Source organism: Aegicerativicinus sediminis, from assembly GCF_015476115.1.
Taxonomy (GTDB): domain Bacteria; phylum Bacteroidota; class Bacteroidia; order Flavobacteriales; family Flavobacteriaceae; genus Aegicerativicinus; species Aegicerativicinus sediminis.
In genome coordinates, this window is the sequence record NZ_CP064295.1 from 3,621,510 (window position 1) to 3,645,790 (window position 24,281).

25 protein-coding genes are annotated in these 24,281 nt (G+C 34.4%); 9 read left to right on the forward strand and 16 right to left on the reverse strand.

Translation table 11 applies throughout. The annotated features are described in order from the left end of the window. Positions 1 to 53 precede the first annotated feature (53 nt). Both ISU00_RS15510 and ISU00_RS15515 read left to right on the forward strand, forming a co-directional pair. Positions 54 to 1,634 (forward strand): alkaline phosphatase D family protein, encoded by a 1,581-nt coding sequence (locus ISU00_RS15510; protein WP_228851585.1) that lies wholly within the window; start codon positions 54 to 56, stop codon positions 1,632 to 1,634. A gap of 24 nt (positions 1,635 to 1,658) precedes the next feature. After that, positions 1,659 to 2,180 carry a 5' nucleotidase, NT5C type gene (locus ISU00_RS15515; protein ID WP_228851586.1) on the forward strand — a complete coding sequence of 174 codons (522 nt, stop codon included), beginning with the start codon at positions 1,659 to 1,661 and terminating at the stop codon, positions 2,178 to 2,180. A gap of 95 nt (positions 2,181 to 2,275) precedes the next feature. Here the strand turns inward: ISU00_RS15515 and ISU00_RS15520 are convergent, their stop codons facing one another. Then, positions 2,276 to 2,635: a hypothetical protein gene (locus tag ISU00_RS15520; RefSeq protein WP_228851587.1), complete on the reverse strand. Its 360-nt coding sequence runs from the start codon at positions 2,633 to 2,635 to the stop codon at positions 2,276 to 2,278. A 216-nt stretch (positions 2,636 to 2,851) separates the two neighbouring features. Between ISU00_RS15520 and ISU00_RS15525 the strand changes: the two genes are divergently transcribed. After that, complete coding sequence (locus ISU00_RS15525; protein WP_228851588.1) at positions 2,852 to 3,946, forward strand: endonuclease/exonuclease/phosphatase family protein; 1,095 nt, start codon at positions 2,852 to 2,854, stop codon at positions 3,944 to 3,946. A gap of 6 nt (positions 3,947 to 3,952) precedes the next feature. On the opposite strand, the gene ISU00_RS15530 is transcribed toward ISU00_RS15525, so the two are convergent. Both ISU00_RS15530 and ISU00_RS15535 read right to left on the reverse strand, forming a co-directional pair. After that, positions 3,953 to 4,117, reverse strand: coding sequence for a hypothetical protein (locus ISU00_RS15530; protein ID WP_228851589.1), 165 nt, complete (start codon positions 4,115 to 4,117; stop codon positions 3,953 to 3,955). Positions 4,118 to 4,183: 66 nt separating this feature from the next. Further along, complete coding sequence (locus ISU00_RS15535) at positions 4,184 to 5,266, reverse strand: AI-2E family transporter (protein ID WP_228851590.1); 1,083 nt, start codon at positions 5,264 to 5,266, stop codon at positions 4,184 to 4,186. 292 nt (positions 5,267 to 5,558) lie between these two features. Between ISU00_RS15535 and ISU00_RS15540 the strand changes: the two genes are divergently transcribed. The 3 genes from ISU00_RS15540 to ISU00_RS15550 all read left to right on the forward strand — a co-directional run bounded on the left by ISU00_RS15540 (position 5,559) and on the right by ISU00_RS15550 (position 8,073). Beyond that, positions 5,559 to 6,434, forward strand: coding sequence for an OmpA/MotB family protein (locus ISU00_RS15540; protein WP_228851591.1), 876 nt, complete (start codon positions 5,559 to 5,561; stop codon positions 6,432 to 6,434). A gap of 122 nt (positions 6,435 to 6,556) precedes the next feature. Next, complete coding sequence (locus ISU00_RS15545) at positions 6,557 to 6,829, forward strand: DUF3817 domain-containing protein (protein WP_228851592.1); 273 nt, start codon at positions 6,557 to 6,559, stop codon at positions 6,827 to 6,829. Positions 6,830 to 6,834: 5 nt separating this feature from the next. Beyond that, on the forward strand, positions 6,835 to 8,073 hold the full coding sequence (locus ISU00_RS15550) for a mechanosensitive ion channel family protein (RefSeq protein ID WP_228851593.1): 1,239 nt from the start codon (positions 6,835 to 6,837) through the stop codon (positions 8,071 to 8,073). A gap of 47 nt (positions 8,074 to 8,120) precedes the next feature. Here ISU00_RS15550 and ISU00_RS15555 read toward each other — a convergent pair whose 3' ends face one another. The 3 genes from ISU00_RS15555 to ISU00_RS15565 form a co-directional block, all read right to left on the reverse strand. Continuing rightward, entirely contained in the window at positions 8,121 to 8,813 is a 693-nt protein-coding gene (locus ISU00_RS15555; RefSeq protein WP_228851594.1) for an OmpA family protein, read from the reverse strand. Positions 8,814 to 8,823: 10 nt separating this feature from the next. Beyond that, positions 8,824 to 9,312 carry a lipocalin family protein gene (locus ISU00_RS15560; protein WP_228851595.1) on the reverse strand — a complete coding sequence of 163 codons (489 nt, stop codon included), beginning with the start codon at positions 9,310 to 9,312 and terminating at the stop codon, positions 8,824 to 8,826. A gap of 117 nt (positions 9,313 to 9,429) precedes the next feature. Beyond that, positions 9,430 to 9,816, reverse strand: a complete 387-nt coding sequence (locus ISU00_RS15565; RefSeq protein ID WP_228851596.1) for an acyl-CoA thioesterase — start codon at positions 9,814 to 9,816, stop codon at positions 9,430 to 9,432. Positions 9,817 to 9,989: 173 nt separating this feature from the next. On the opposite strand from ISU00_RS15565, the gene ISU00_RS15570 reads away from it, so the two are divergent. Beyond that, positions 9,990 to 10,394 (forward strand): glyoxalase, encoded by a 405-nt coding sequence (locus ISU00_RS15570; RefSeq protein WP_228851597.1) that lies wholly within the window; start codon positions 9,990 to 9,992, stop codon positions 10,392 to 10,394. Here the strand turns inward: ISU00_RS15570 and ISU00_RS15575 are convergent. The 4 genes from ISU00_RS15575 to corA form a co-directional block, all read right to left on the reverse strand. Then, entirely contained in the window at positions 10,391 to 11,059 is a 669-nt protein-coding gene (locus ISU00_RS15575) for a DUF2461 domain-containing protein (RefSeq protein WP_228851598.1), read from the reverse strand. The two genes, ISU00_RS15570 and ISU00_RS15575, sit on opposite strands and share 4 nt — an antisense overlap. A 62-nt stretch (positions 11,060 to 11,121) precedes the next feature. After that, positions 11,122 to 11,670 (reverse strand): hypothetical protein, encoded by a 549-nt coding sequence (locus ISU00_RS15580; protein ID WP_228851599.1) that lies wholly within the window; start codon positions 11,668 to 11,670, stop codon positions 11,122 to 11,124. A 130-nt stretch (positions 11,671 to 11,800) separates the two neighbouring features. Further along, complete coding sequence (locus ISU00_RS15585; RefSeq protein ID WP_228851600.1) at positions 11,801 to 12,703, reverse strand: mechanosensitive ion channel family protein; 903 nt, start codon at positions 12,701 to 12,703, stop codon at positions 11,801 to 11,803. Beyond that, complete coding sequence (corA, locus tag ISU00_RS15590) at positions 12,694 to 13,788, reverse strand: magnesium/cobalt transporter CorA (RefSeq protein ID WP_228851601.1); 1,095 nt, start codon at positions 13,786 to 13,788, stop codon at positions 12,694 to 12,696. Before corA ends, ISU00_RS15585 begins: the two co-directional genes overlap by 10 nt. A 178-nt stretch (positions 13,789 to 13,966) precedes the next feature. Here corA and ISU00_RS15595 point away from each other — a divergent pair, with 178 nt between their 5' ends. After that, positions 13,967 to 14,194: a hypothetical protein gene (locus tag ISU00_RS15595; RefSeq protein WP_228851602.1), complete on the forward strand. Its 228-nt coding sequence runs from the start codon at positions 13,967 to 13,969 to the stop codon at positions 14,192 to 14,194. A 63-nt stretch (positions 14,195 to 14,257) separates the two neighbouring features. Here the strand turns inward: ISU00_RS15595 and ISU00_RS15600 are convergent, their stop codons facing one another. The 4 genes from ISU00_RS15600 to ISU00_RS15615 all read right to left on the reverse strand — a co-directional run bounded on the left by ISU00_RS15600 (position 14,258) and on the right by ISU00_RS15615 (position 21,770). Then, complete coding sequence (locus ISU00_RS15600) at positions 14,258 to 15,124, reverse strand: BadF/BadG/BcrA/BcrD ATPase family protein (RefSeq protein WP_228851603.1); 867 nt, start codon at positions 15,122 to 15,124, stop codon at positions 14,258 to 14,260. Between the two features lie 76 nt (positions 15,125 to 15,200). Further along, complete coding sequence (gap, locus tag ISU00_RS15605) at positions 15,201 to 16,202, reverse strand: type I glyceraldehyde-3-phosphate dehydrogenase (protein ID WP_228851604.1); 1,002 nt, start codon at positions 16,200 to 16,202, stop codon at positions 15,201 to 15,203. A gap of 19 nt (positions 16,203 to 16,221) precedes the next feature. Next, positions 16,222 to 17,208, reverse strand: a complete 987-nt coding sequence (gene pfkA, locus ISU00_RS15610) for a 6-phosphofructokinase (protein WP_228851605.1) — start codon at positions 17,206 to 17,208, stop codon at positions 16,222 to 16,224. A gap of 143 nt (positions 17,209 to 17,351) precedes the next feature. Continuing rightward, positions 17,352 to 21,770 carry a translocation/assembly module TamB domain-containing protein gene (locus tag ISU00_RS15615; RefSeq protein WP_228851606.1) on the reverse strand — a complete coding sequence of 1,473 codons (4,419 nt, stop codon included), beginning with the start codon at positions 21,768 to 21,770 and terminating at the stop codon, positions 17,352 to 17,354. A gap of 92 nt (positions 21,771 to 21,862) precedes the next feature. Here ISU00_RS15615 and tsaD point away from each other — a divergent pair, with 92 nt between their 5' ends. After that, complete coding sequence (gene tsaD / locus ISU00_RS15620) at positions 21,863 to 22,885, forward strand: tRNA (adenosine(37)-N6)-threonylcarbamoyltransferase complex transferase subunit TsaD (RefSeq protein ID WP_228851607.1); 1,023 nt, start codon at positions 21,863 to 21,865, stop codon at positions 22,883 to 22,885. Here tsaD and ISU00_RS15625 read toward each other — a convergent pair. Further along, the gene (locus tag ISU00_RS15625; protein WP_228851608.1) at positions 22,882 to 23,664 is read right to left on the reverse strand and encodes a tRNA pseudouridine synthase A; all 783 of its coding nucleotides are present in this window, start codon (positions 23,662 to 23,664) and stop codon (positions 22,882 to 22,884) included. The two genes, tsaD and ISU00_RS15625, sit on opposite strands and share 4 nt — an antisense overlap. Positions 23,665 to 23,671: 7 nt before the next feature. After that, positions 23,672 to 24,274, reverse strand: coding sequence for a bifunctional phosphoribosyl-AMP cyclohydrolase/phosphoribosyl-ATP diphosphatase HisIE (gene hisIE / locus ISU00_RS15630; protein ID WP_228851609.1), 603 nt, complete (start codon positions 24,272 to 24,274; stop codon positions 23,672 to 23,674). Positions 24,275 to 24,281 lie beyond the last annotated feature (7 nt).

Below are 24,281 nucleotides of genomic sequence, written 5' to 3' on the forward strand. Positions count from 1 at the left end.
ATATTGATTAATTTTCGCGGATAATATTTGATACTTAAATGCCGAAACCACATATGAAATTCAGGATAAAATCTAATTGGCTTTTCTTATTTTTTACAATCTCTTTAATAATTAGCTTTTCATGCTGTCAATCACAAAAAGAGCCAGAAGACCTGCCAATTTTCATTGAAGAGACCACCGAATTTCAAAACCCTGCCTTAAAACCATTTTATCATGGCGTTGCATCTGGAGATCCATTGACTAATGCGGTGGTAATTTGGACACGTGTTACCCCAGAAGAAAAAGTAAACGAAATTAAAGTGAGTTGGGAATTTGCAGAGGATAAAGAGTTTGAAATGGTTCTGGAAAAAGGTGTTTTTGTTACAGATAGTTTACAGGATTACACAGTAAAGATTAACGTTGATGAACTAGATCCAAACACATATTATTATTACAGATTTAAAGCCTTAAATGGAATTTCTACTGTAGGCCGCACTAAAACTGCTCCCATAGAAAATGCAAATTTAAAATTTGCCGTTGCAAGTTGCAGTAATCTTCAGTGGGGTTATTTCAATGCCTATCAAGGAATTGCCAAGGAAGATTCCCTTGATGCCGTAATTCATCTTGGGGATTACATTTATGAACACGGTGAAGGAGTTTATGCTGATACTTCTTTAGAACGTAAGCATGTGCCTAAGCATGAAATTGTAAGCTTAGGTGATTATCGAACGCGGTACTCACAATACAGGCTAGATTCAGATCTACAAGCTGCACATGCAGAGCATCCTTTTATAGCAATTTGGGATGATCACGAAATAACCAACAATGCCTATATGGATGGGGCTCAAAACCATCAGGATGAAGAAGGAGACTATAAAACGAGAACTGAAATCGCCAAAAAAGTATATTACGAATGGATGCCAATTAGGGAATCGGAGCATCTTTATAGAGAACTAAATTTTGGAGAAATGGCCGATTTGTTCATGTTGGATGAGCGGCTTGATGGACGCACTAAGCAAGTCGACAGTATTAACGATCCCACCATAGGGAATGAAGATCGACATATATTGGGAGAAAACCAGATGAAATGGCTAGAGGGTTCCTTAATAAATTCTAAAGCTAAATGGAAAATAATTGGCAACCAGGTAATTTTTTCTTATCAGGATTGGGGCTATCCAAACTTTAAGCTTAATACTGATGGTTGGGACGGCTACCCAGTAGAGCAGGCTAATTTAACTGAATTTCTGCGTTCAAATAACTTAGAGAATGTGATATTCATAACAGGTGACACTCATTCCTCATGGGCATTTGAAGTCACTAACGATCCCTTCAATTCTTATGACACCAATACTTCGGAAGGTGCGATAGCAATAGAATTCGGTGTTACTAGTATTACATCCGCCAATAGTGATGAAGGTAACCCCAAGGAAAATGTTATCAACCATGAGAAAACAATTGTCGGAGGTAAAATCAACCCTCATCTTAAATACGCTAATATGCGAGACCATGGTTACTTATTGCTTGAACTATCAGACAGCTTGGCTACCGGCAGCTTTAAAATGGTTGAGACCGTTAAGGAACGTAAGGATAGCATGTTTACGGACAAGGTAATATCAGTTAAAAACGGTGAACACAAATTAAATCAAATACAATAATCATTAATTATTTACTGAATTAAAATGAGAATTTTCATTGATATGGATGAGGTAATAGCAGATACCTATGGAGCTCATTTAGATTGGTATAACCGTGAATTTGAAGAAAGTCTAACGCGACTAGAATGTCACGGAAAAGAAGTGATGCATGCTGTACCTGAAGACCGTAAGCAAAGCATAAGAAATCATTGCACTACCAAAGGATTTTTTAGAGATCTAACACCAATTAAATATAGTCAGAAGGTTTTAAAGGATCTTGCAATTAAGCATGAGGTTTATATTGCGTCGGCAGCCATGCAATTCCCAAATTCTTTGGAAGAAAAAAGTCAGTGGTTAGATGAATTTTTTCCATTTATCCCATGGCAAAACAGAATTCTTTGTGGACACAAGCATGTGCTTAATGGAGATGTACTTATCGATGATAGAGCTTTAAATCTTCATCAGTTTAATGGAAGAAAGTTATTGTTTAGCTCGCCACACAACCTTCATGAAACTGATTTTGAACGGGTTGATAATTGGCTAGAAGTGGAGAAATTACTTCTTTAATAATGTTTGCCTGGTATTTTTTTGGAGGAAATCATATAAATTAATACTCTTATTCTATTACCCTTATTTTGTTTACAAAATTACACTTCCTTGGATTATTTTACCGTTGCCAAAGGTTGAATTTCCGGTTTGATTTTAAGGTAGAGCTTATATTGTAAATTTGTTAGAATATTACCCATATCCATAGATTCTTGTTTCTGGAGAATAAATAATTGATCTAACATCTCCTTGCCAGAATAATTTTCTTTGACCTTTTCTGATTTAATTAAAAATTCCTCAACTTTTTTCTCAAACAGTGTAATCTGTTTGCCATCCAATGCCAACTGCCTATTGTATTCTTTGGTTAACTCGAAAGCTTTCTTCTCGAGTTCTGGAGCATCACGCTGAAGCATAGGGTCTTGAGCGTGTATAGTTAAAGAAATTATTGATAAGATAATCGTAAATAATGGTTTCATAATTTAATTTCTAATGTGTTCCTTCTTAAAATATGAAATGACAAACTAAACTTTTATAAGATATCGTTAAACCTCCTTTATAATGGCACAATTTTATTAATTGCATTAAAGTGAAATTGATTTAAGCGCAAAATGTGCTTTCATATTCCTAAATTTGAACAAGGCAAAGAATTCAAAATTGCATCTTCAAGAATTTAAGTTTTCAAAATATTACTTATGCTATTAGCTGTATACTACCTCTTAGTAATTATAGCCATAGGCGGAACGATTTTACCACGTTTTAATGACCAGCATTGGTTTTTTAGGGTGTGGGATTTTGGTAAGGTGCAACTAACAATTTTACAAACCATATTGTTTGTAATCGCATTAATTTTTCTTGAATTCAAAACTCCTCTTTCTATTGCCTTTACCATTTGTTTGGTAGTGTGCATTATTTATAATACAACTATTTTAATTAGGTATACAACCCTTTATAAAGTAAGGAGGCCAGCTGCATATTCTAAACGGTCCAAAAGTATTTCTCTTCTTTCAGTAAATGTATACCAGTTTAATTCTGAATATCAAAGGTTGATAGATTTGGTTAGAAAGATAAAACCAGACATATTCCTAACCATGGAGTCTAATAAAGACTGGGAGAATGCCTTAAATGTATTAGATAGTGAATTCAAACATTCACGAAAAATTGCCCAGGAAAATACTTATGGAATGCATTTTTATACCAATTTAGAAGTATCAGACATCAAAACCAATTATTTCGTTGCGGACGATTTGCCTAGTGTCGAAACCATTTTACATACCAAAGATGGCTATGAATTCGTGTTTTTTGGAGTACATCCACCTCCTCCTAGTCCTACGGAGGAAGAAACATCCAAGGAAAGGGACGGTGAATTAATGTGCATTTCAAAGGAGGTGAGGAAATTGGACAAAACTGTTGTTGTTGCGGGAGATTTCAACAATGTAGCTTGGGCGCGAACCTCTTTATTATTCAAACGAACATCTGATATGTTAGACCCTAGAATTGGTAGAGGGTTTGTTTCCACATTTCATGCAGATTATTGGTTTCTCCGATTTCCAATAGACTTATTCTTTCACACAAAAGATGTTTATATTGAAGAATTTAAAACATTAGAACATGTTGGCTCAGATCATTTGCCGTTATACTGTAAATTTTACATCGGTGATAAAGCCAGTGAACCAGATACTGTAGATGAATTTGATAAAGAGCAACCTGGAGATTTGGAGGAGGCTGAAGAACTTATTAAGGAAGGCAAAAAAGAACAAAGCAACAGACCTATCGTTGCCAAGCCTTAATTTATTTTAAGCGGAGGTTTCATCTTTCTGAGTTAATCCCAATCTCTTCTCCCGTTGGCGCTTAATTACATGATAGGTTAAATAGGCAAACTCAATTCCTACAAAAATTACTCTGTATTTAGATTTTTTTGAAGCAGCGCCTAAAATTCCTAAAATAGTAGATGTTCTCATAGAATCAAAGATAAAAAATATAACGTTTAAGGTTTGCTTGTATGAATCGTATATTAATGCATTTCGCTATTCTTTCTTTGCCCCATTAGATTTAGGCTTAATCGGACTTTTACTCAACAAGAGACCAATTGGCTTCAATTGTGGAATATTTGAACATATTACGGTGAATATCCCAGCAACAGGTACTGCTATAACCATCCCTAATATTCCCCAAATAAAGTTTGAGGCGATTACCACCAAAATGACAAAGAACGGATGAAGATCCACCTTGTCCCCAACAACATAAGGCTCTAGAACATAATTTTCTATAAACTGACTAACAGTAAAAGTTATGACGATTCCAACCAATACATTGGTATCTCCAGTGGTTAAAAATCCCAGGGTTAATGCGATACATACTGCAATTATATTTCCTAAATAGGGAATCAATGTGAGGGTTGCTGCCAACAGACTCACCAAAATAAAATAACTGACACCAGAAAGACCTAAGCCAATTGAATAAAGAACAAATAGAAGCCCTATCATTAATAGTTTACCTTGGAGGTATTTTGGAGCCACTTGTATAGATTCATCTATAATAGTATTTATTTTTTTTGATCTTGATTCATCGAATATTAATAGCACAAAATCCTTGAACATCCTTCTATATCTCAGAATAAAGAATACATAAATAAAGGTTAATAAAAAATTACCCAGAATCCCCATCATGGAAGAAACCATCGACTGTGTTTTCTGCAAAACACTTGAAAAACTTGATTTGAAAAAAGAAGTTATTTTTGCCTCCATGTTTTCAAAAGAACTACCCATAGGTAGATTAGATGTGGCAAATTGTTCAAGTTGATCAATCTTCGGTGCCATAGCCTCCTTTATTTGGGGCCAATCATCTGAAAATAATTTTAATTGGTATATAATTAGATAAGCAAATATCAAAGAGATGAGTAATATGATAAAGGTACTTAGTAAAGAACTTACTCCTCTACTCATTATTTTTTCAAAACGTTTAGCCATTGGTAAAACAACAAAACTCAAAATGATAGCGATAACTAATGGGGCTAAAAAGAGTTTGGCTTTAATTAATCCCCAAATGGTAAAAAATACTCCTAGCAGTGCTAGAACGGACAGAACGAAATACTTTTGATTTTTTGTCAAAATAGAGCAATTATTTAATCAAGGATTAATAAAACTAAAAAGTGTACAACAACAAACTTAACTTTATTCAATTAAATCTTATCTCCAAATTTTAAGTTTTCATAAAACTTTCATTTTTTTTCAGTTTCTCTATTCAGCAATCAAACCTTTAATTATCAATATCATATATTTTCATAATTTCACATAAATGCCGTTAAACAAACGTTAAATGCCAGAGAGTTTTCATGCAATATAATCCATAGCCAGAGGTGGGTCGTATATAGAACTGAACTATAAAACTTAAAATCAGATTATGAAAAGACTATCAATACTTGCAATGGTTGCTGTTTTCTTTTTTTCCTGTGTGTCAAAAAAGAAATATGTTGCTTTAGAACAACAAAACGGAGAGCTTAGAAGTGAACTTCAAAAAACTCAGGTAGAAAAAGAAGATCTTGAAAAGAAATTTGATATTATTCAAGCCCGAGTTGATGCCTATAATACCAAAATAAATTCCCTTACAGAAGAAAATGATGCCAAATTGGTTACCGTGGATAACGTTGCCGTTATCTCTAACGATACCAAAAAAGCAATGAGGGAAACTCTAAAAAATGTAGACCAAGCAAAATTGGCTGAAGCCAAGACGTTAAAAGATTCAATGGATATTGCAGTTGCATATAATTTACAAAAATCTATGGATACAAGTGAATTATCTGAAGATGAGGATATTGATATAAATATAGATGAGACGGTCGTAATGATCTCAATATCAGATAAAATGCTATTTAATACTGCCAGTTATAAGGTAAGCAATAAGGCTAACGATATACTTCAAAAATTAGCTAATGTAATTAATTCTGAACCAAGTGTTGAAGTAATGGTTGAAGGTCATACAGATTCTAGAAGTATTAGAACTGAAAAAATTGCTGACAACTGGGATCTAAGCGTCTTGAGAGCAACATCTGTTGTAAGAAAGTTACAAGATGATTATGGTGTTGCCCCAGAAAAGCTTATTGCAGCTGGACGTGGAAGTTTTTCTCCTCTAGTTGAAAATGATAATAGAGATAATATGGCGAAAAACAGAAGAACAAGAATCGTAATTCTCCCAAATATTAATAAATTTTTCGCTCTTATGAGCAATAATGGGCAGACTGCTCAAGCTGAGATGAGCGAAAATGCAGTTGACAATTAATAGTGATATTATATTGAATTAGGAAAGCGCACCTTTTTAGGTGCGTTTTTTATTGGTAAAATTTTCCCTCCTTTCCGTTCGGTTGTATTTTTGCATTCCAAAATTTAACATCCGAAAAATCAATGATTAATATTTTTAAGATAGTAGCATTTTTAGAAGGGATTAGCTATATATTACTTCTTTTTATTGCTGTACCCATAAAGTATTTGGCCGAAGATCCGTCTTATGTTAAGATGCTAGGTATGCCGCACGGTATTTTATTTATTATTTATATTATAATGGCACTTTACCTAAGCGTAAACTTAAGTCTTAGCAAAAAAAAACGAAATGGACTTTTATGGGCATCCATAATTCCGTTCGCCACGTTGTTTATCAATAAACGCTACTTAAATTAAGTACTATGGCTTTTAATGAACATTATTTTAAGGACCTATTTTTTTCATGGGGAATGAGTGAAACTTTGGCCATTTATTTAAATATGGCTTCACTTCTATTTATCCTTATTATTGTTTTAATAATTGCAGATTTTGTCACTCGAAAAATTTTAGTTAATGCTTTCGCTAGGTTTGCTAAAAACTCCGATACCAAAATCGATGACTATCTTGTACAACATAAGACTCCGCGAAATATTGCACATTTAGTACCTCTAGCAATAACCATTCAATTTTTCCCGATAGTTTTTGTCGATTTCCCACAATTTGAAAGACCGGTGGAACTCTTCTTAAAATTACTTGGCATTCTGCTAGTTATTTGGATTATTCGAAGTCTTCTGAAAACCTTTGAAACGTTCTTCAAAACCTTACCAAGATTGAAGGACAAACCAATAGATAGCTACATACAGGTAGTAATGCTTTTTGTATGGGTGATTGGTTTGGCCTTTGCTTTCGCAATCCTTACAAACATTTCGATACTGACGTTTTTTACGACCTTAGGTGCAGCTTCTGCTATACTTCTATTAATATTTAAGGATACCATCCTAGGTTTTGTAGCCAGTATTCAAGTTGCAATAAATGATACGGTAAGAATTGGGGATTGGATAACTATGGATAAATATGGTGCCGACGGGGATGTTATTGAGATTAACCTGTCTACAGTCCAGGTTCAAAATTTTGATAAGACCATTACCAACATACCAACCTATGCACTCATTAGCGATTCCTTTAAAAACTGGAGAGGAATGTCAAACTCTGGGGGAAGACGTATTAAAAGATCTATCTTGATAAGACCGAGCAGCATTAAATACCTTACTAATGATGAGGTTGAAGAATTAAAACAAATTCAGCTAATTTCCGATTACTTGAATACTAGAGAAAAAGAAATAGAACAGTTTAACGAGAATAACAATATTGACAAGAGTTTACCTATTAATGGTAGAAACCTTACCAATTTTGGAGTATTTAGAAAATATATACAAGAATTTATTGAAAATCATCCAGCCATTAAAAAGGATATGACCATTATGACCAGGCAATTGGCACCATCATCTCATGGTATTCCTTTGGAAATTTATGCTTTTAGCAGTGACCAACGATGGGAAAATTATGAATACATTATGGCTGATATTTTTGATCATATTTTGGCAGCCATTCCTTATTTCAAATTGAAAGTCTACGAATTAGATTTTCAACCTAATGAATAAAAAGATGCGGTAAAAATTACCGCATCTTTTTATTTAATACTTATTATTTAATCAACTCTGTTTTTAGCTTCTTTTTTCAAGTCCTCATTGGCAACAATAGCCAACTCTACCCTTCTATTGGATGCCCTACCTTCAGCAGTGCTATTATCACCTTTTGGCTGACTTTCACCATACCATTTTGTTGTTAACCTGCCGGATGAAATACCGTGTGACGACAAATAAGAAGACACAGACTCTGCTCTTCTTTTAGAAAGCCCCATATTATATTCATCAGCACCTACGCTATCTGTGTGACCTTCAATTAAAATATTAGAATCTGGATATTCTTTAAATATGCCCACTAATTTGTCTAAAGTAGCTGCGGAAGTAGCATTTATATTAGACTTGTCTGTGGCAAAATGAACCCCACTATCTTCACCGAAAGTAACATTGATACCTTCACCTACCCTTGTAACTTCAGCTCCAGGTATTTCTTCGGTAATTCTTTCAGCCTGTCTGTCCATCCGGTCACCAATGTAGGCTCCTGCAGCACCACCAACCGCGGCACCAATAATAGCGCCGAGAACGGTGTTTCCGCCCTTACCTACATTGTTACCAATAACTCCACCTAAAACGGCGCCACTTGTAGCACCTATTACAGCACCTTTTTGTTTATTATTGGAATTTTCTACCGCTTTACATCCTACTATTAGAATGAAAGTCACAACCATAATTGCTATATATTGTATAATTTTTTTCATCACTTATTATTTATTGAGTTAATCTAGAAAAATTCAAAACGATTTTAATTGGACTACCATCTACATCGGCAGTTTCTGTAATCGTTAAAGTATTTGCATCTAGATATCGCAAATCCATTTTATAACCAACATTCTTTTGAATGTCTTTGTTCTTTTCATCAACGAATTTCATTGTGAATTCGTAATTTCCTGTGTCCTTACCTATTTCATTTGCTGCCCACCTAATATTTCTTACCCCTGTAGGACAATCGGAATTAAGAATTTCATAAGTACCAGTACTGTTGTTCGATCTAAAAAACCATTTGCTACCCTCGAAGCATTGCGCCGAGGTATCATTGAACAGAGTACTTGCAAAATTACCTGTTGCTTCATAGTCTACCGTATTAAGTATCCATGTCCCATCAATTGTATTTCGGGCTTGTCGCTCAGTCTTAGAGAGTGAACAAGCCATAAGTAAACTGAAAATGGCCACGATTGATAAAAATTTAAAATATTTCATAGTTTCACATTTGTGTTAATTATTACAAGATATACGCCAATGCATTGGCACGAGATGTTAAATCTTTAAAAACGAAATTATAATGAATGTTAAGTCATAATATTAAATAATTGATTCTCAACTTAATCTATCTTTAACAAATTCCACTTTATTTTTGCCGTGTGGTGTTGGTTCACCACTTTTATTTAGATTAACCATAACAATATTGTCGACCAATAATATGGTTTCCCTTGTCATTTTATTCCTGGCCTCGCATCTCAGTGTAAGTGATGTCGTTCCAAATTTTACCACCTCTATTCCTAATTCTACTATATCCCCTTGTTTGGCGGAACTTTTGAAATTAATTTCGGACATATACTTGGTAACGACCCTAGAATTTTCTAATTGAATTATAGTATAAAGTGCCGCCTCCTCATCAATCCAGGCCAATAATCGACCACCAAATAAAGTTCCGTTAGGATTTAAGTCTTCAGGCTTTACCCATTTGCGGGTATGAAATCGCATAAATATTCTTTTATGAAAACATAAAATTACGGAATAACTGAGTTTAAAATAACTTGGTCAGGCCTAATTTTAATGCATTTCAGCATATTGTTGATAAACCCGTTAACAATATAAATTCATTTTAATGCCATCCTTTTTCTTAATGAGTAACTTTAGTAAAACTCAACACAATTATGTGCGAAAGATCACAAAACCTACTTAATCTAAGACCTACGATTTCAGCCGCTAAGGTTTATGACAATATGAGCGATGCTGAGCGTTTCCAGAACTTAACTTTACGACCAGTAATTAAATTTCAACAAGATTTGTTGGTTGCGGCATTTAAAAATTATATCATGAAACACAAAAATGTGTTTTACGATTTATCACTTCCCAAAAAGCTAGATTACATTGAGAATGCCATTCATAAAGACATGAAATTCAGAAACTCTTTAAAAGGAATGGTTATTGGGCAGTTTACCGCTGAAGAATATGATATTTATATTCAAGATTCATGTGCTCTAAATAAGCGGATGATGAGCTTAGTCAAGGATCGCCTAGTTGATCATATTCAGTTGTTAGCATTTAAGGTTGCTTAATTAATTAGCGATTCCCCATTAAGATTAGTTGTTAGGACCTCGCTCATATAATCAAAATATGGTCTTATAGCTTTAAAGTGGTCTAAAATGACATTTTCAAAATTCTTGTCTAAGACTTCCTTATCCTTAAATTGTTTTGTAAATATAAATTGCTTTTTTCTAATTAGATCAATTGCTGGGTGATTACCATCGAAATCTCTTGGTGATGATTTTAATTCTTCGCCTTTTAATTCTCCCCATAAATTTGAAATTCCTTTATTGGCGATAATTTCCCGCATCGGGGTATCGTCTATTTCAAATTCTTTTCTAATTCTGAACAAATCTTCTTTTGAAGGATCCCAAAATCCTGTAGCAAGAAATGAGTTTGATGGCTCAAGGTGTACATAGTATCCTCCTCTTAACTCTGGTTTTTGTCTATTAAAAGAGCTTGAAAAATGAGTTTTATATGGAAGCTTATTAGCTGAAAATCGTACATCTCTATAAATCCGGAACATTTTATAGCTATCAACCTGGTCAAACTTGTTCAACCCATCATATATTGATTTGAAAAATTGATTTGCCTCTTTTTTCAGTTTTTCAAACCTCTTTTTATTGGCATTGAACCAATCCCTATCGTTATTGGCCTTTAATTCGGATAAAAACAAAAATATGTCTTGTGAAATCATATTTAAAGATAATAAAAAAGGCCTCCAAACAGAGACCTTCCTATTATAGTTTATAGTGTTTATTACTGGCTTTTATATTCCTTCACAACCATCTTATTCTTCATTGGATCATAATATTCAACAACAAAACTACCATCCTTATTGAAATAACCAATTCCGTTATGTCCATCCGATTCAATTAGATAGAACCTGCTAACCGAAGTTAACCTAGCTTTACCAAATGGGTTATCATTTGCTGTCGCCTTATCATTAGACATCTGGAAACCATACTCGCTCGGTTCAAACTTGTAGGTTTTATTGTTATAGGTATAATACTTTTCTGTATGTTGTTCGTCATAAAATGGATCATCATCTAAATCGAACACAGTAATTGTGGTTATTTTTTTAGGAGTCTGAACCTGGTCTTGGTTAATTGGGTGGTTAGGATTCTTAACCGTTCTTACTTCCTGTTCTTCTTTTGTTTTAACCTGCATTTTGGTCTCAATAGTATCTTTTTCGGACTTAACTCGAATCACCTTTGTTTTAGTCTCTTCTTTCTTATCTACAGGGGATTTTTGACCGTATACTGAAATACCCATAAGGGCAATTAATAATATCATTAAATTTTTCATAATCTACTCTTTAGTTAAACATTAATATGGCTTATCTCCTAAACCAATTTTAACATTTCAAAAGTAAGATCAGATGAAAATAGGCCTTTGTTCAAACAAAAAGAATGTTATCGCAAATGATGGAACAACCTTATTCGGTAGAATTTGGACTAACGGTATATGTGGTTAATTCATTACTAAAATCTATAGTGCGTATTGGGAATGGTATATTTATGTCATTTTCCCTAAAGGCCTTTCTTATTGCCATTATAGCTCTACTCTTAGCTCCTAAGGCTTCTTTAGCATTTTTTCCCTTAAACCAAAATCTACATATAAAGTTTATTGAACTTTCACCAAACTCTGTATAAAAGAATTCAACTTCCTCTTTAGATTCTTCTTTAAACTCTTCCTTTATTGTTGACATTGTAATGGATTTTACCATTTCAAGGTCAGATTCATAACCAACACCACAACTAACAGACAATCGCATATCACCATTCAAGGTGAAATTCTTTAAAGAATTTCCTATAATTACCTTATTAGGAATGATTACTATTTTATTGTCAGCCTCTTTTAGTATGAAATTTTTCAAGTTTATATCTAACACTTCTCCCGCAAAACCAGAAGTTTCAACCCAATCACCCAATCTAATTTTATCACGAAAAGATAACACCACACCAGCCACGGTATTCGAGAGAGTTTCTTGTAATGCCAAACCAATAACTAAACCCAAAACACCCGCACCGGCTAAAAGAGAAGTAAGCGCCTGGCTTAAATTTAAAATACCTAACGCAAGAAAAAGGCCCACCATAACCACAACAACAGCGGAAATTTTGGACACCATATTACTGACGGACTTTTTATGAACCCTCCTTCTTACAAGTTTTTCAACCAGTCTGCTAATGTAACCTGCTAAAATATATGCCGCGATAAGAACTAATACGGCAATAACCAGGTTTGGGATATTCTCAACAAAAGAATCCCACCAAGCATTTAACTTAGTTAATAAGGTTTCTAAAGATTTGTCTATTCGGTCTCGTAACTCTACAGCCATTTTTTTCTTCTAAAATATAATAACATTATTATGAAAATTACAGCCATTACACTTAACAACACGAAATAACCGTATCGCGTTTGAAGTTCTGGCATGTTTTCAAAATTCATCCCATAAATACCTGCAATAAAGGTTAGAGGAATAAATATTGTGGCAATAATGGTAAGCACTTTCATTATTTCATTCATCTTGTTTGAAATAATACTCATATGCATGTCCATTAAACCCCATACCATTTCCCTATAAAGATCAATAGATTCTGAAACTTGGATAATATGATCGTACAAATCTCGAATGAAATGTTGAATCTTTGGATCCATCAATGGATGTTCATTCTTTTCAAGTCTATTGATCCCTTCCCTCAATGGTAAAACTGCCCGCCTAATTTTAAGAATCTGCCTCTTCAACATCTGAATTTCATTCGCCACCTCATCCGTAGTATCCATTTCAAATATATTCGATTCCATATCCTCTATATGCTCCCCTAGAACTTCCATTACAGAAAAATAATTGTCCACAACTGCATCTAACAGAGCATATGCAAGATAAGACGCTCCATATCCTCTTATCCTTCCTTTTTTATGCTCAATTCTATCCCTTAAATTATCGAATACATCCCCATCTGATTCTTGAAAAGTAATGACATAATCATGAGATAGTATAATACTTAAATGCTCAATTATAAGTTCGTGCTCATCATTATAATATAACATTTTAACCACCATAAAAATATAGCCCTCATTTTCCTCCAACTTTGGCCGTTGATTAGTATTGGCAATGTCTTCTAGGGTTAATGGATGAATCCCATAATGTTCTCCCAATTCTTCAATTGCCTGAATATTATTTAATCCATTTAGATTAATCCAGGTTACCGTACCCTCACTATCACCACCAAAACTGTCCTCTACAGAATTACCTACATGATGATTGTAATAATTCTCATTGTATTCAATAATGTCGAAATGAGTCTTTGTAGATTCCTTTTTCCCCCTATACCGTATAGTACCTGGAGGAAGATTGGATACCTCATATTTTTTATGTCTTCTATGGAAGATTTTTAAATTGGGAAGCTTCGCTTTTTTCACAATTTTAAAAATAAGAAACTTTTAGTATTTCTTAGGCCTTTAATGCCATTTGCATTAGTTATAGTTGGTAATAAAGCAATGTTTTGAGTTTTAAGTTTTAATTATGAGATAGGGTATTGCCTATTGTTAAAATTTTTATTATTATGCGACCTTAATTGCTTATACAAAAAAATAAGATATGGGAAGACCAGCAACTAAACCTAAAAAGCTTAAAGACGGGTTTTATTTAGAAATCCGCAACAAGGGTTCTAAAACAGGCGGAGTGAAATTATATAGAGATAGTCGTGCTCAAATGTTGAGGACAATTAAGGAATACGAACGCTCTAAAGATATTGTTATTCTTGGAGAGTCAGTTAATGGAAAATGGGTTAATGAAGAACCTGTTTTACATGTTGTAAATGACTAATCTCAATTTTCCAAAATAAAAAAAACCACCTTTAAAAGGTGGTTTTTTAATTTGACTTAATACTTAAGTTGTCAGTTTTTTTGTATGGTACTTTACCAAACCATCAATCGGTCTTCTAATAAAATTACCCGCCTTAAAGCCTAATTCTTCAGCCACCTCCATAATTTCTGGTTTCGAGAAAAATGCAATACTTCCTGCAAAATGAACTGGAACTGTTTTTAATTCCTCTTTATACTGCATAATCATATTAACTGCAAACTTGCGAATGCCTTCCTTAATTAAATCTCTCACATAATCAGAATCGTGATTTAAAAACATAAATTCGGCAAAGGTGGCAAGATATGCATTGGCATTTGGCTGCTTATAAATATTATATTTTATATAGTCAGCCTCCAAATTATATTTATCTGCGAAAGCTACCTTGATAGTTTCAGGCATTTTATTGAAATAATAATCACGGATTAATTGTTTACCGTAATAATTCCCACTTGCATCATCCATTAAAATGTAGCCTAGAGATTTAACCCTCTGGTGCAAATTCTCGCCATCGTAATAGCTGCAGTTAGATCCAGTACCCATTATACAAACCACGGCAGCCTCTTCGTCATGATTCAATGTAGCCCTAACAGCGGCCATTGTATCTTCCTGAACCTCAACTTCAGCATTGACAAACATAAATTGCAACACCTGGGTTAAAAGCATCCTTGGGTTTTCAGTTCCACAACCTGCTCCATAGAAATATAAATGCGTTACATCATTACGAATTTCCATTAACTCCTCACTTTTATGAAGAATTTTGGTAAGCTTTTTTTCTTTTAATATGGCCGGATTCATACCTGGAGTACGAATTTTTTCTCGTAATTGTTTGCCTTGCATATCGACAAAAATCCAATCACATTTGGTAGAACCACTATCAACAACCAGTATCATATATCTAAAAAAATAATTCCGTAGGGATTATTCAAATGGTAAACAATAGCTACGGAATTAGTTAATAAAGTTTGTATTAAAGAGAATGAATTTTCTCTGCTAAATCCACAAGTTTGTTAGAATAGCCAAACTCATTATCGTACCAAGAAACCACCTTGAAGAATCTTTCATTCAACTCAATTGCAGCATCGGCATCGAAAATACTAGTTCTGGCATCACTAACAAAATCTTGAGAAACTACTAACTCATCGGTATAACCAAGAACCCCCTTCATAGCTCCTTCCGAAGCATCTTTCATCGCTTTTTTAATCTCATCTAAATTAGTGGCTTTCTCCGTTCTGAAAGTTAAGTCGACCACAGAAACGTCTGCAGTTGGAACTCTAAATGCCATACCAGTAAGTTTTCCGTTCAATTTAGGAATAACCTTTCCTACAGCTTTAGCAGCCCCAGTTGAAGCTGGTATAATATTTAACAATGCACTTCTTCCTCCTCTGAAATCTTTTCTAGATGGCCCATCGACCGTTAATTGGGTAGCTGTAGTGGCATGAACCGTAGTCATCAAACCTTCAACTATACCAAAGTTATCATCCAAAACTTTTGCCAAGGGCGCTAAACAGTTAGTAGTACAAGAAGCATTAGATACAATCGTGTGATCTGCAGTTAATTCTGCATCGTTTACACCCATAACAAACATAGGTGCATCCTTACTAGGAGCAGAAATAACAACTTTCTTAGCACCAGCATCAATGTGGTACTGAGCTGTATCTAAGGTTGTGAAAATACCTGTACATTCTGCAACAATATCTACACCTGCTTCATCCCATTTAAGACTTTTAGGATCTCTTTCGGCAGTAATTCTAATAGTTTTACCATCTACTACTAAATTCCCATCTTTAACCTCTATTGTTCCATCAAACCTTCCATGAACAGAGTCATATTCTAGTAGATAAGCCAAGTGATCCACATCCAACAAGTCATTTATTGCTACCACATCCACATCTGGTCGTTTTACTGTAGCTCTGAAAACAATTCGACCAATTCGGCCAAATCCGTTAATACCTAATTTTAAATTTGCCATAATAGTTGTTTAATTATTGTTAAGTGGTCATTATTTCAGACACACGTAAAAGTTCTAAGTTAATATCAGATTTTCCTTTGACAGCCTTCGTTAAAGGCGTTAATGCAATTTTATCGTTAATAAGTCCGACCATGAAATCTGTTTTCCCCTCTAAAAGACTTTCAACAGCTTTAACACCCATTCTACTTGCCAACACCCGATCAAAACATGATGGAGAACCTCCTCTTTGCATATGGCCAAGTACAGATACGCGAACCTCGTATTCAGACATGTGGCTTTCCACGTAATCTTTCAGTTCAAAAACATTTTTACCTATCTTATCACCTTCTGCAACCACAACAATACTTGAAGACTTTCCAGAACTTTTGCTGCGACGCAAAGACTCTAATAAACGGTCAAGACCTAAATCTTCCTCAGGAATTAATATTTCCTCCGCTCCTGCACCAACACCCGCATTTAAAGCTATGTGGCCTACATCCCTACCCATTACCTCAATAAAGAATAATCGGTTATGTGAACTTGCAGTATCACGAATTTTATCAATTACTTCTACAACCGTATTTAAAGCAGTATCATAACCTAAGGTATGTGAGGTGCCAAAAATATCATTGTCTATTGTACCTGGGATACCCATTACTGGAAAGTCAAATTCTTGACTAAAAATCATTGCACCAGTAAAAGTTCCATCGCCACCAATTGCAACAAGACCATCAATACCTGCTTTGGTAAGCTGATCAAAGGCTTTTTTTCGTCCTTCCTTTGTGCGGAACTCATCGGAACGTGCAGATTTAAGAATAGTTCCCCCTCTATTTATTATATCTTTTACACTTCGCGCATCCATTGGCACAAAGTCTCCCTCAATCATCCCTTCATATCCTCTATAAATTCCTGCACATTGAATTTTATGGTAGGCACAGGTTCTAACTACAGATCTTATGGCCGCATTCATGCCGGGAGAATCTCCACCCGAGGTAAAAACCCCCAACTTGCTTATCGTTTTCGCCATTAATTTTTTTGGTTTGGAACTTCAAAACTACTAAACATATTTAAGAATTTGCATGCTTCTAAATACAAATTAGATAGATTGAAATTACTTAATCGATTTCGTTAATAATTTCTCATTTAAGAGTGGCAAATAATGGTATTTTACTAATCGCGACGAACTCCTTGTGACTTCATTTTGATATAATCAGGAAGATTTGGATCGTCCTCTTCGGGAGTTTTGCTGTTTGTTGAAGAGTTATTTTGTTTTCTATTCTTTCCTGTAAATATGATTTGAAATAGTTCCTTGAATGTATCAAATTCAACATTATATGAGAGACCTAAACCTTGCGTATAACCTATTTCCTCTCCAAAATTTCTAATATTGTTTTCACGATTGAAAAATCTAGCGGTTAATGTACCTTCTTCATTCAGCAATACATCGATTTGAAGATCCCCCGCAATTACGCTTTGGGAAATACCTCCAATAGGGACCCCTAACTTTCCATTAAACCTAACCCTATCGCTAATTTGAGTTGATAATGTGAGACCTACCCTATCGTCAGTCGTATATTCAGCCGTCTGCTCACCCATTTGATAATTCAGACCAACTTGCAATTTACCATCTGCATCCGAAATTAAACTGTTTACCAAACTGTTTAAACGGTCTGAAATTGTACCATAAGCCTGTTGACCCAAACCTATTTCACTAGCAAAAGTTCCGCTGGCCAATAAAAACAGAGCTTGATTTTCACGTCTTTCCTTAGTGTCTAAACGATATTCTAATTCAGATTTAACGGTTGAACTAACGGTTGGAAATTCAAAAGTGAAATTGGGTTCAGGTTGTTCTAGTTGTCCCGTAAGATTTATTTCCAACTCAACCGGAATGGTCCTGTTTATTGGGTTATCTAATAATACAGATGGATTTGCATTTGTCTTATAAACAGCAGTTATATCTATTAATGCTTTTAGAGGATCACCTTCCCATCTCAGTGTTCCACCAGGTTCAACTTCAATTTTACGTTCAATGAAACCTCCGTAGGCAAAATTGTAAATACCACGATTTACAATAAAGTCACCGTACATCTTAAATCGTCCGTTTGTATTAATATTGAATAATAAGTTACCATTACCAGACCCTTGAATTGTACTACCGGAAGTTCGATCGATTAAAATTTCGATATCGGCGTTTGGCAATACAATGAGGTCAAAATTCAATTCCAAGCCCTTGATATCTGTATTAATTATGGTTTGTCCACTTAACCTAGCTTCTTTTTCTTCAGGACTTAGAAAATGAATAAAGGTGTTATCTCCATAAGATTCCAAATCATTTAAAGGAATTTTAAAGACTGTTCCTTGTGAAGTGGTACCATCAACATTAATTGTTAATTCATCCGTTGGTCCAACAATTTCTGCCGTACCCTCCATAAAAGCAGTTCCGTAATAGAGCGATTCCTCAGTATACTCGGTATTTAAAACTAAAAGTCTATCTGTTTCAATGTCGAGTCCTAATTTCCAATCAGAAAAATTGTTATGTTCAATAAATCCATTTAATATAGCTCTTGAGAAATATTCTCCATCCGTAAGTTCCACCTCCTCAAAAATAAAGCGTTGATTCCTTAAAGTAATTCGGGAATCAAAATCAAATTGGTAATCCACATTTAAATAAGGAATGGTAAGTCCGGCATTATCAATCAACAACTCTCCATCAATTGAAGGCTTTTTTAAGTCACCTGTAACAGTTAACTCACCAGAAACCAACCCTCTAATATTTGTAATAACGCCTTCACCAAGCGGAGCAAGTGGATCTAAAGTAAAATCCTCGAAGCGAACATTTAAATCTATAAAGCTTTCGGTGTTACTGACATCTAATGATCCTACCGCCTCAAGAGATTTAATATTATCATTCTGTAATGTAATATCAACATCGTAATTGGTTAAAGATTCATTTCCTATAATATTAGCATCTAAATCTCCCAGCTGAATACCATTAACGATAAGGTCCTTAACATTAACCGTTGATTCGGGCTTATAAACTCCAAATTCCTCAAATATTTTCAAGTTTCCGGTAACAATACCATTCATAGACAAACTGTCTATAGTTGGGGTAATCTTTGCTAATTGCACTTCGGAAAAAGCGACATTTATATCCTTATAGGTAGAATCCCGGGCAGTACCGAATATTGTGATCTCTTCATTCTCTTGATTAAAGACTAAATCTTGTAAAGCAAATTCTTTAAATTCTCGATCAAAAATAAGTTTATTCAACCTGTTTTTATCCTCATTAATAAACCATTGATTGCCCTTAAATACGAGGCCTGACTTTTTAAATCCAACCACAGACTTTTCATCTAGATCAATGGTATAATAAAGGCTTAAACTAAAGGTATCTTTATTGTTAGGGCCACCTTTAAAATCGGTTTCTATAAATAAAGTATCCCTCCTAGTGGCATTTATTAAATTAAATTCAGATAGATTATAAACCCCTGTGTTTAAAGAATCAATCTCAATAAAAGTGTTAAATAATGGATTTGAATTGTCGATTGTAACGTTAATATTATTTGCGAAATAATCCTTTAACTTGATTTCTGGTGATGAAAAATTAAGTTCAAATTTTGTCTCGTCTGTTTCAATCCGTCCACTCACGGTGGTATTTGGCCCAATTTCGAGATCCGGATAAAAGATCTCAACAATCTTATTGTAGATATTAAAATCGAAATTGATGTATTCTTCACGATTAATCTTATTTGGGACAAAGTTCGTATAAATACTACCCACACTATTCTCCACCAATTTACCAATGTCATATATACTAAAGGATCCATTAACGTAACCTTCAACGATATCTGGAGAATTTATGGTTATAGATCTTTCCCTATCATTAAAAACCGAGGTAATTGCAAAATCTTGGAAAAAATATTGGTCTTTAGAATTTTGATAGGTTGTATTGCTAAAATTAAGCGTTCCATAAACATCATCGATATTAGAACCCCTAAGTGCACAATCAATAAGCCCCTTAAAGATGGCAATAGAATCATTTTTGATGAAGTTGAGCTCATGTAAATCGGCATAAAACACATTTGCTGCAAAATTAAATTTCCCCTCTTTTTTAGACATATCTGCTAATCCTTCAAACCGCATTGAAAGATTAGGATCTTCTGCAATAGCTGTCCCATTGAAAACATTATTTCCAACATTACCGCTTACTACAATATCATGATAGTTATAGTTGTTAAAGGTGAGGGTAAATATCTCTCCATCTATCTTGGTGCTTAAATTTTCTGCTTTAAACCCTTTACCATCCACGTCCAAATTAAACGAGGCTTTTCCTAAACTTACATTACCAGTTAGTGCGCCCAAGTCTAATTCATCAAAAATAATATTGCCAACATAACTGGCATTATCAATTTCATTAACACGAGACAATTTAATATCACTATCTATATTGCCAATATCGGTAACAATATAAAGGTCAGCATCCACATTTGTTTTAGTGATGACTGTTGTGCCTTTCATGCTGAAATTACCCACAGTACTAAAAGCTGTTGGGAGTGCACTACCCAAAATTCCAGGCATTAAATCACGTAAATCGTAATAATTGGAAGAAAGATTAGAAATATTACCTCTTACCGAAAACCTTCCATTTTGGGTATTAAATATGTCATTAAGATGAAGCCTGCCATATAAATTTGTATTAATGCCCGAAATTAACCTAAGGTTATTCAATTCCAAATCATTTAAAGTACCTGAAGCTTCTAAATCCAGTCGAACTTTTTCATTTTTTCCAAATTCATTATAAAAATGATTTATATCGTCTAGCAGTATTTGCGAATCATTGAAGTTAGCCTCTATTGCAACTTTATCAGTAAATTCTTTGAAGTCTTCTCTATTATATGAAAACTTGAGGTTCCCCTGTAAATGAGAACCTTCCGTTTTAATATCCAGGTCCTTAAAACTCATTTCGCTTAAGGAATAAGCAAATGTGGTTCTTAAATTTTCAACATGAAGCCCACGTCTATCCAAAAAATTGAATGTATTTATACGGGCTTTGACCTCAGGCCCTCTAATGACAAAGTTGGTTGCATTTAAATTTAGTTTTTCGAAATCTAGGATATCTGGAGACTCATTATTTTCATCAACAATCCTAAACTTCCCATTGTTTATAGATACATCACTGCTAGAAAAAAGAAAAGTGCTAACCTCCTTTTTGGGATTGTCTTCTTCAAATCTGTTAACAAATACATCTAGATTAGAAAGCGAATCGCCTTCATAGGTATGGATATCAAAAGTCATTTTATCGATACCAATATCTCCAAAAACTAGATCGCCATTATAAATATTGTTGAAACTGATAATGGATGTTCGCAGTCTATCAACAAAAATTAAAGTATCCTGCCTGAAATCCTCAATGAAGACTTTTTTTAGTTCAACATCACCGTTAAATCTTAAATGGACATACTTAACGTTAATATGTGTTCCAAATTCATTATTAATCTTTTTTGTGGCATATTTGCCTAATAAAGATTGTACAGCCGGCAACGAGAAAATAAGTACCAAAATGATAAATAGCAACAAAATAATTGCCACTATTTTACTAACTATTTTGAAAAATTTTTTGATACCTACTAAAGTTATAACTTTGAACCAAAATTAACAATTATTGTGCCTTTCTAACGGACATGCCTACACAAAATATCTACATACTTGGCATCGAATCTTCTTGCGATGATACTTCCGCTTCCGTACTTTGTAACGGTAAAATTTTAAGCAATGTTGTAGCGAGTCAAAAGATTCATGAAGCATATGGCGGAGTGGTTCCAGAACTGGCATCTAGAGCTCATCTTCAAAACATTGTACCGGTAGTAAATGAAGCCTTAAAAAGGGCGAATATTTCTTCTAAAGGACTGAATGCCATTGCTTTCACTCAAGGACCTGGATTATTGGGATCGCTATTAGTAGGAACCTCTTTCGCTAAATCTCTGGCACTTGGATTGCAGATTCCCTTAATAGATGTTAACCATATGCAAGCCCATATTCTGGCACATTATATAGATGAAGAGGGATTCAATAAACCTCCCTTCCCCTTTTTGGCAATGACCATATCGGGTGGGCATACCCAAATAGTGTTAGTAACTAATTATTTCGAAATGGAAGTAATTGGAGAAACTATAGATGATGCGGTTGGGGAAGCCTTTGATAAAAGCGGAAAAATTTTGGGACTCAATTATCCGGCCGGACCTGAAATGGATAAGCGGGCACAACTAGGAAATCCCAAAGCTTTCAAATTTACTAAACCAAAAGTTGACGGCTTAAATTTCAGCTTTTCTGGACTGAAAACCGCTATCCTGTATTTTATTCAGAATAATTTAAAGGAAAATCCAAATTTCATTGAAGAACACCTAAATGACATTTGTGCATCCATTCAACATACCATCATTAATATCCTAATGGATAAATTAAAAATTGCTAGCAAGCAAACAGGAATAAAGCACATTGCTATTGGGGGCGGGGTTTCTGCAAACTCTGGTATAAGAAGTGCGCTTAAAGCCGCTGAAAATAAATACGGATGGACAACCTATATTCCTAAATTTGAATATACTACGGATAATGCCGCTATGATTGCAATTGTAGGTTACTTAAAGTATCAAGAACAAATATTTGCAACTCAAAACATTGCAGCCAAGGCAAGATTAAAGATTTAATCTAAAGAAAATTCAACTTTATGAAGGATTAATCCCGAGGCTGGAGCAATGTATTGCATGCTACCATTATAATTTGGCCTTAAAGAGGATTTAAATTTTTCTAATGATATAATTCCCCTGCCCAAATCAAATAATGTACCCGCCATCAAGCGCACCTGATTTCTTCCAAAACCACTTCCAGCAACCTTTAGCAAGTATGTTCTCTCTGGAAAAAAATTAGCTGTGTACACGTCATTCTCAACCAACTCACATTTCACCAATTCTCGTTCATATTGGCCCTCTTCACTAGCCTTATAACAATAGGCTTTAAAATTATGGGTTCCTTGAAAAATTGATGCTCCTTTCTTCATAATTTCTATATCTAAATCATCTAAGATAGTTGCCATAAGTGGGGCGCAAAACGGATGAAATTTTTGACCATACGCAAAAAGATAATGGTATTCCTTAATTTTTGAATCTTGAATAATGTTGAAGTTCTCATCCACCTCCTCAATTGATAATGCGCGAATATCTTGTGGTAAATTGAAATTAAACTCTTCCAAAAACATGCTTAAATCATTCAATGGCCTATCCAAAAACAATTCAAAAGCAGCTTGTTCTGCAGATACTTTCGCATCCGTCCTACCTGCGGCTAAAGTTTTAATGGCTGTATCAGGTAGAATATATTTTAGGGTTCTATCCACCATAAATTGAACAGTCTTTACATTAGGTTGTTTTTGCCATCCATGATAGCGATACCCTAAATATTGAAGTTTTATGAGGTAAAAAAATCGATTCAAAAAAGACTTATTTCGCAGTTGTATGGCGTGATTCGAGAATATTCAACACATCTGAAAATTGGAATCCCTTGGCATTCAGCAACAACAAATAATGGAAGAATAGATCCGCAGATTCATTTAAAAACAAATCATCATTATTATCCTTTGCCTCGATAATGGTTTCCACAGCCTCCTCACCAACTTTTTGGGCAATTTTATTTATTCCAGAATCAAAAAGCGATCTTACATAAGAAGGCTTATCAGATTTCGAGGCCAAACGATCATTTATTATTCTCTCTAATTTCTTTACAAAAAGATGGGTTGCTACATTTTCTCCACCCCAACACGTATCTGAGCCTGTATGACATGTTGGGCCGTCAGGCTTTACTTTCACTAATAGGGTGTCATTATCGCAGTCACTTTCAATTGAAATTAAATGAAGGACATTTCCGCTTTCCTCTCCTTTGGTCCAAAGTCTATTTTTACTTCTGCTGAAAAAAGTAACCAGCTTGGTTTCTTGAGTTTTTTTGAGAGATTCCTCATTCATATAACCTAACATCAAAACACAATTTGTTTCAAAATCTTGAATTATAGCTGGCACCAAACCCTTATCATCGTATGTTACTTTCATTTTTACT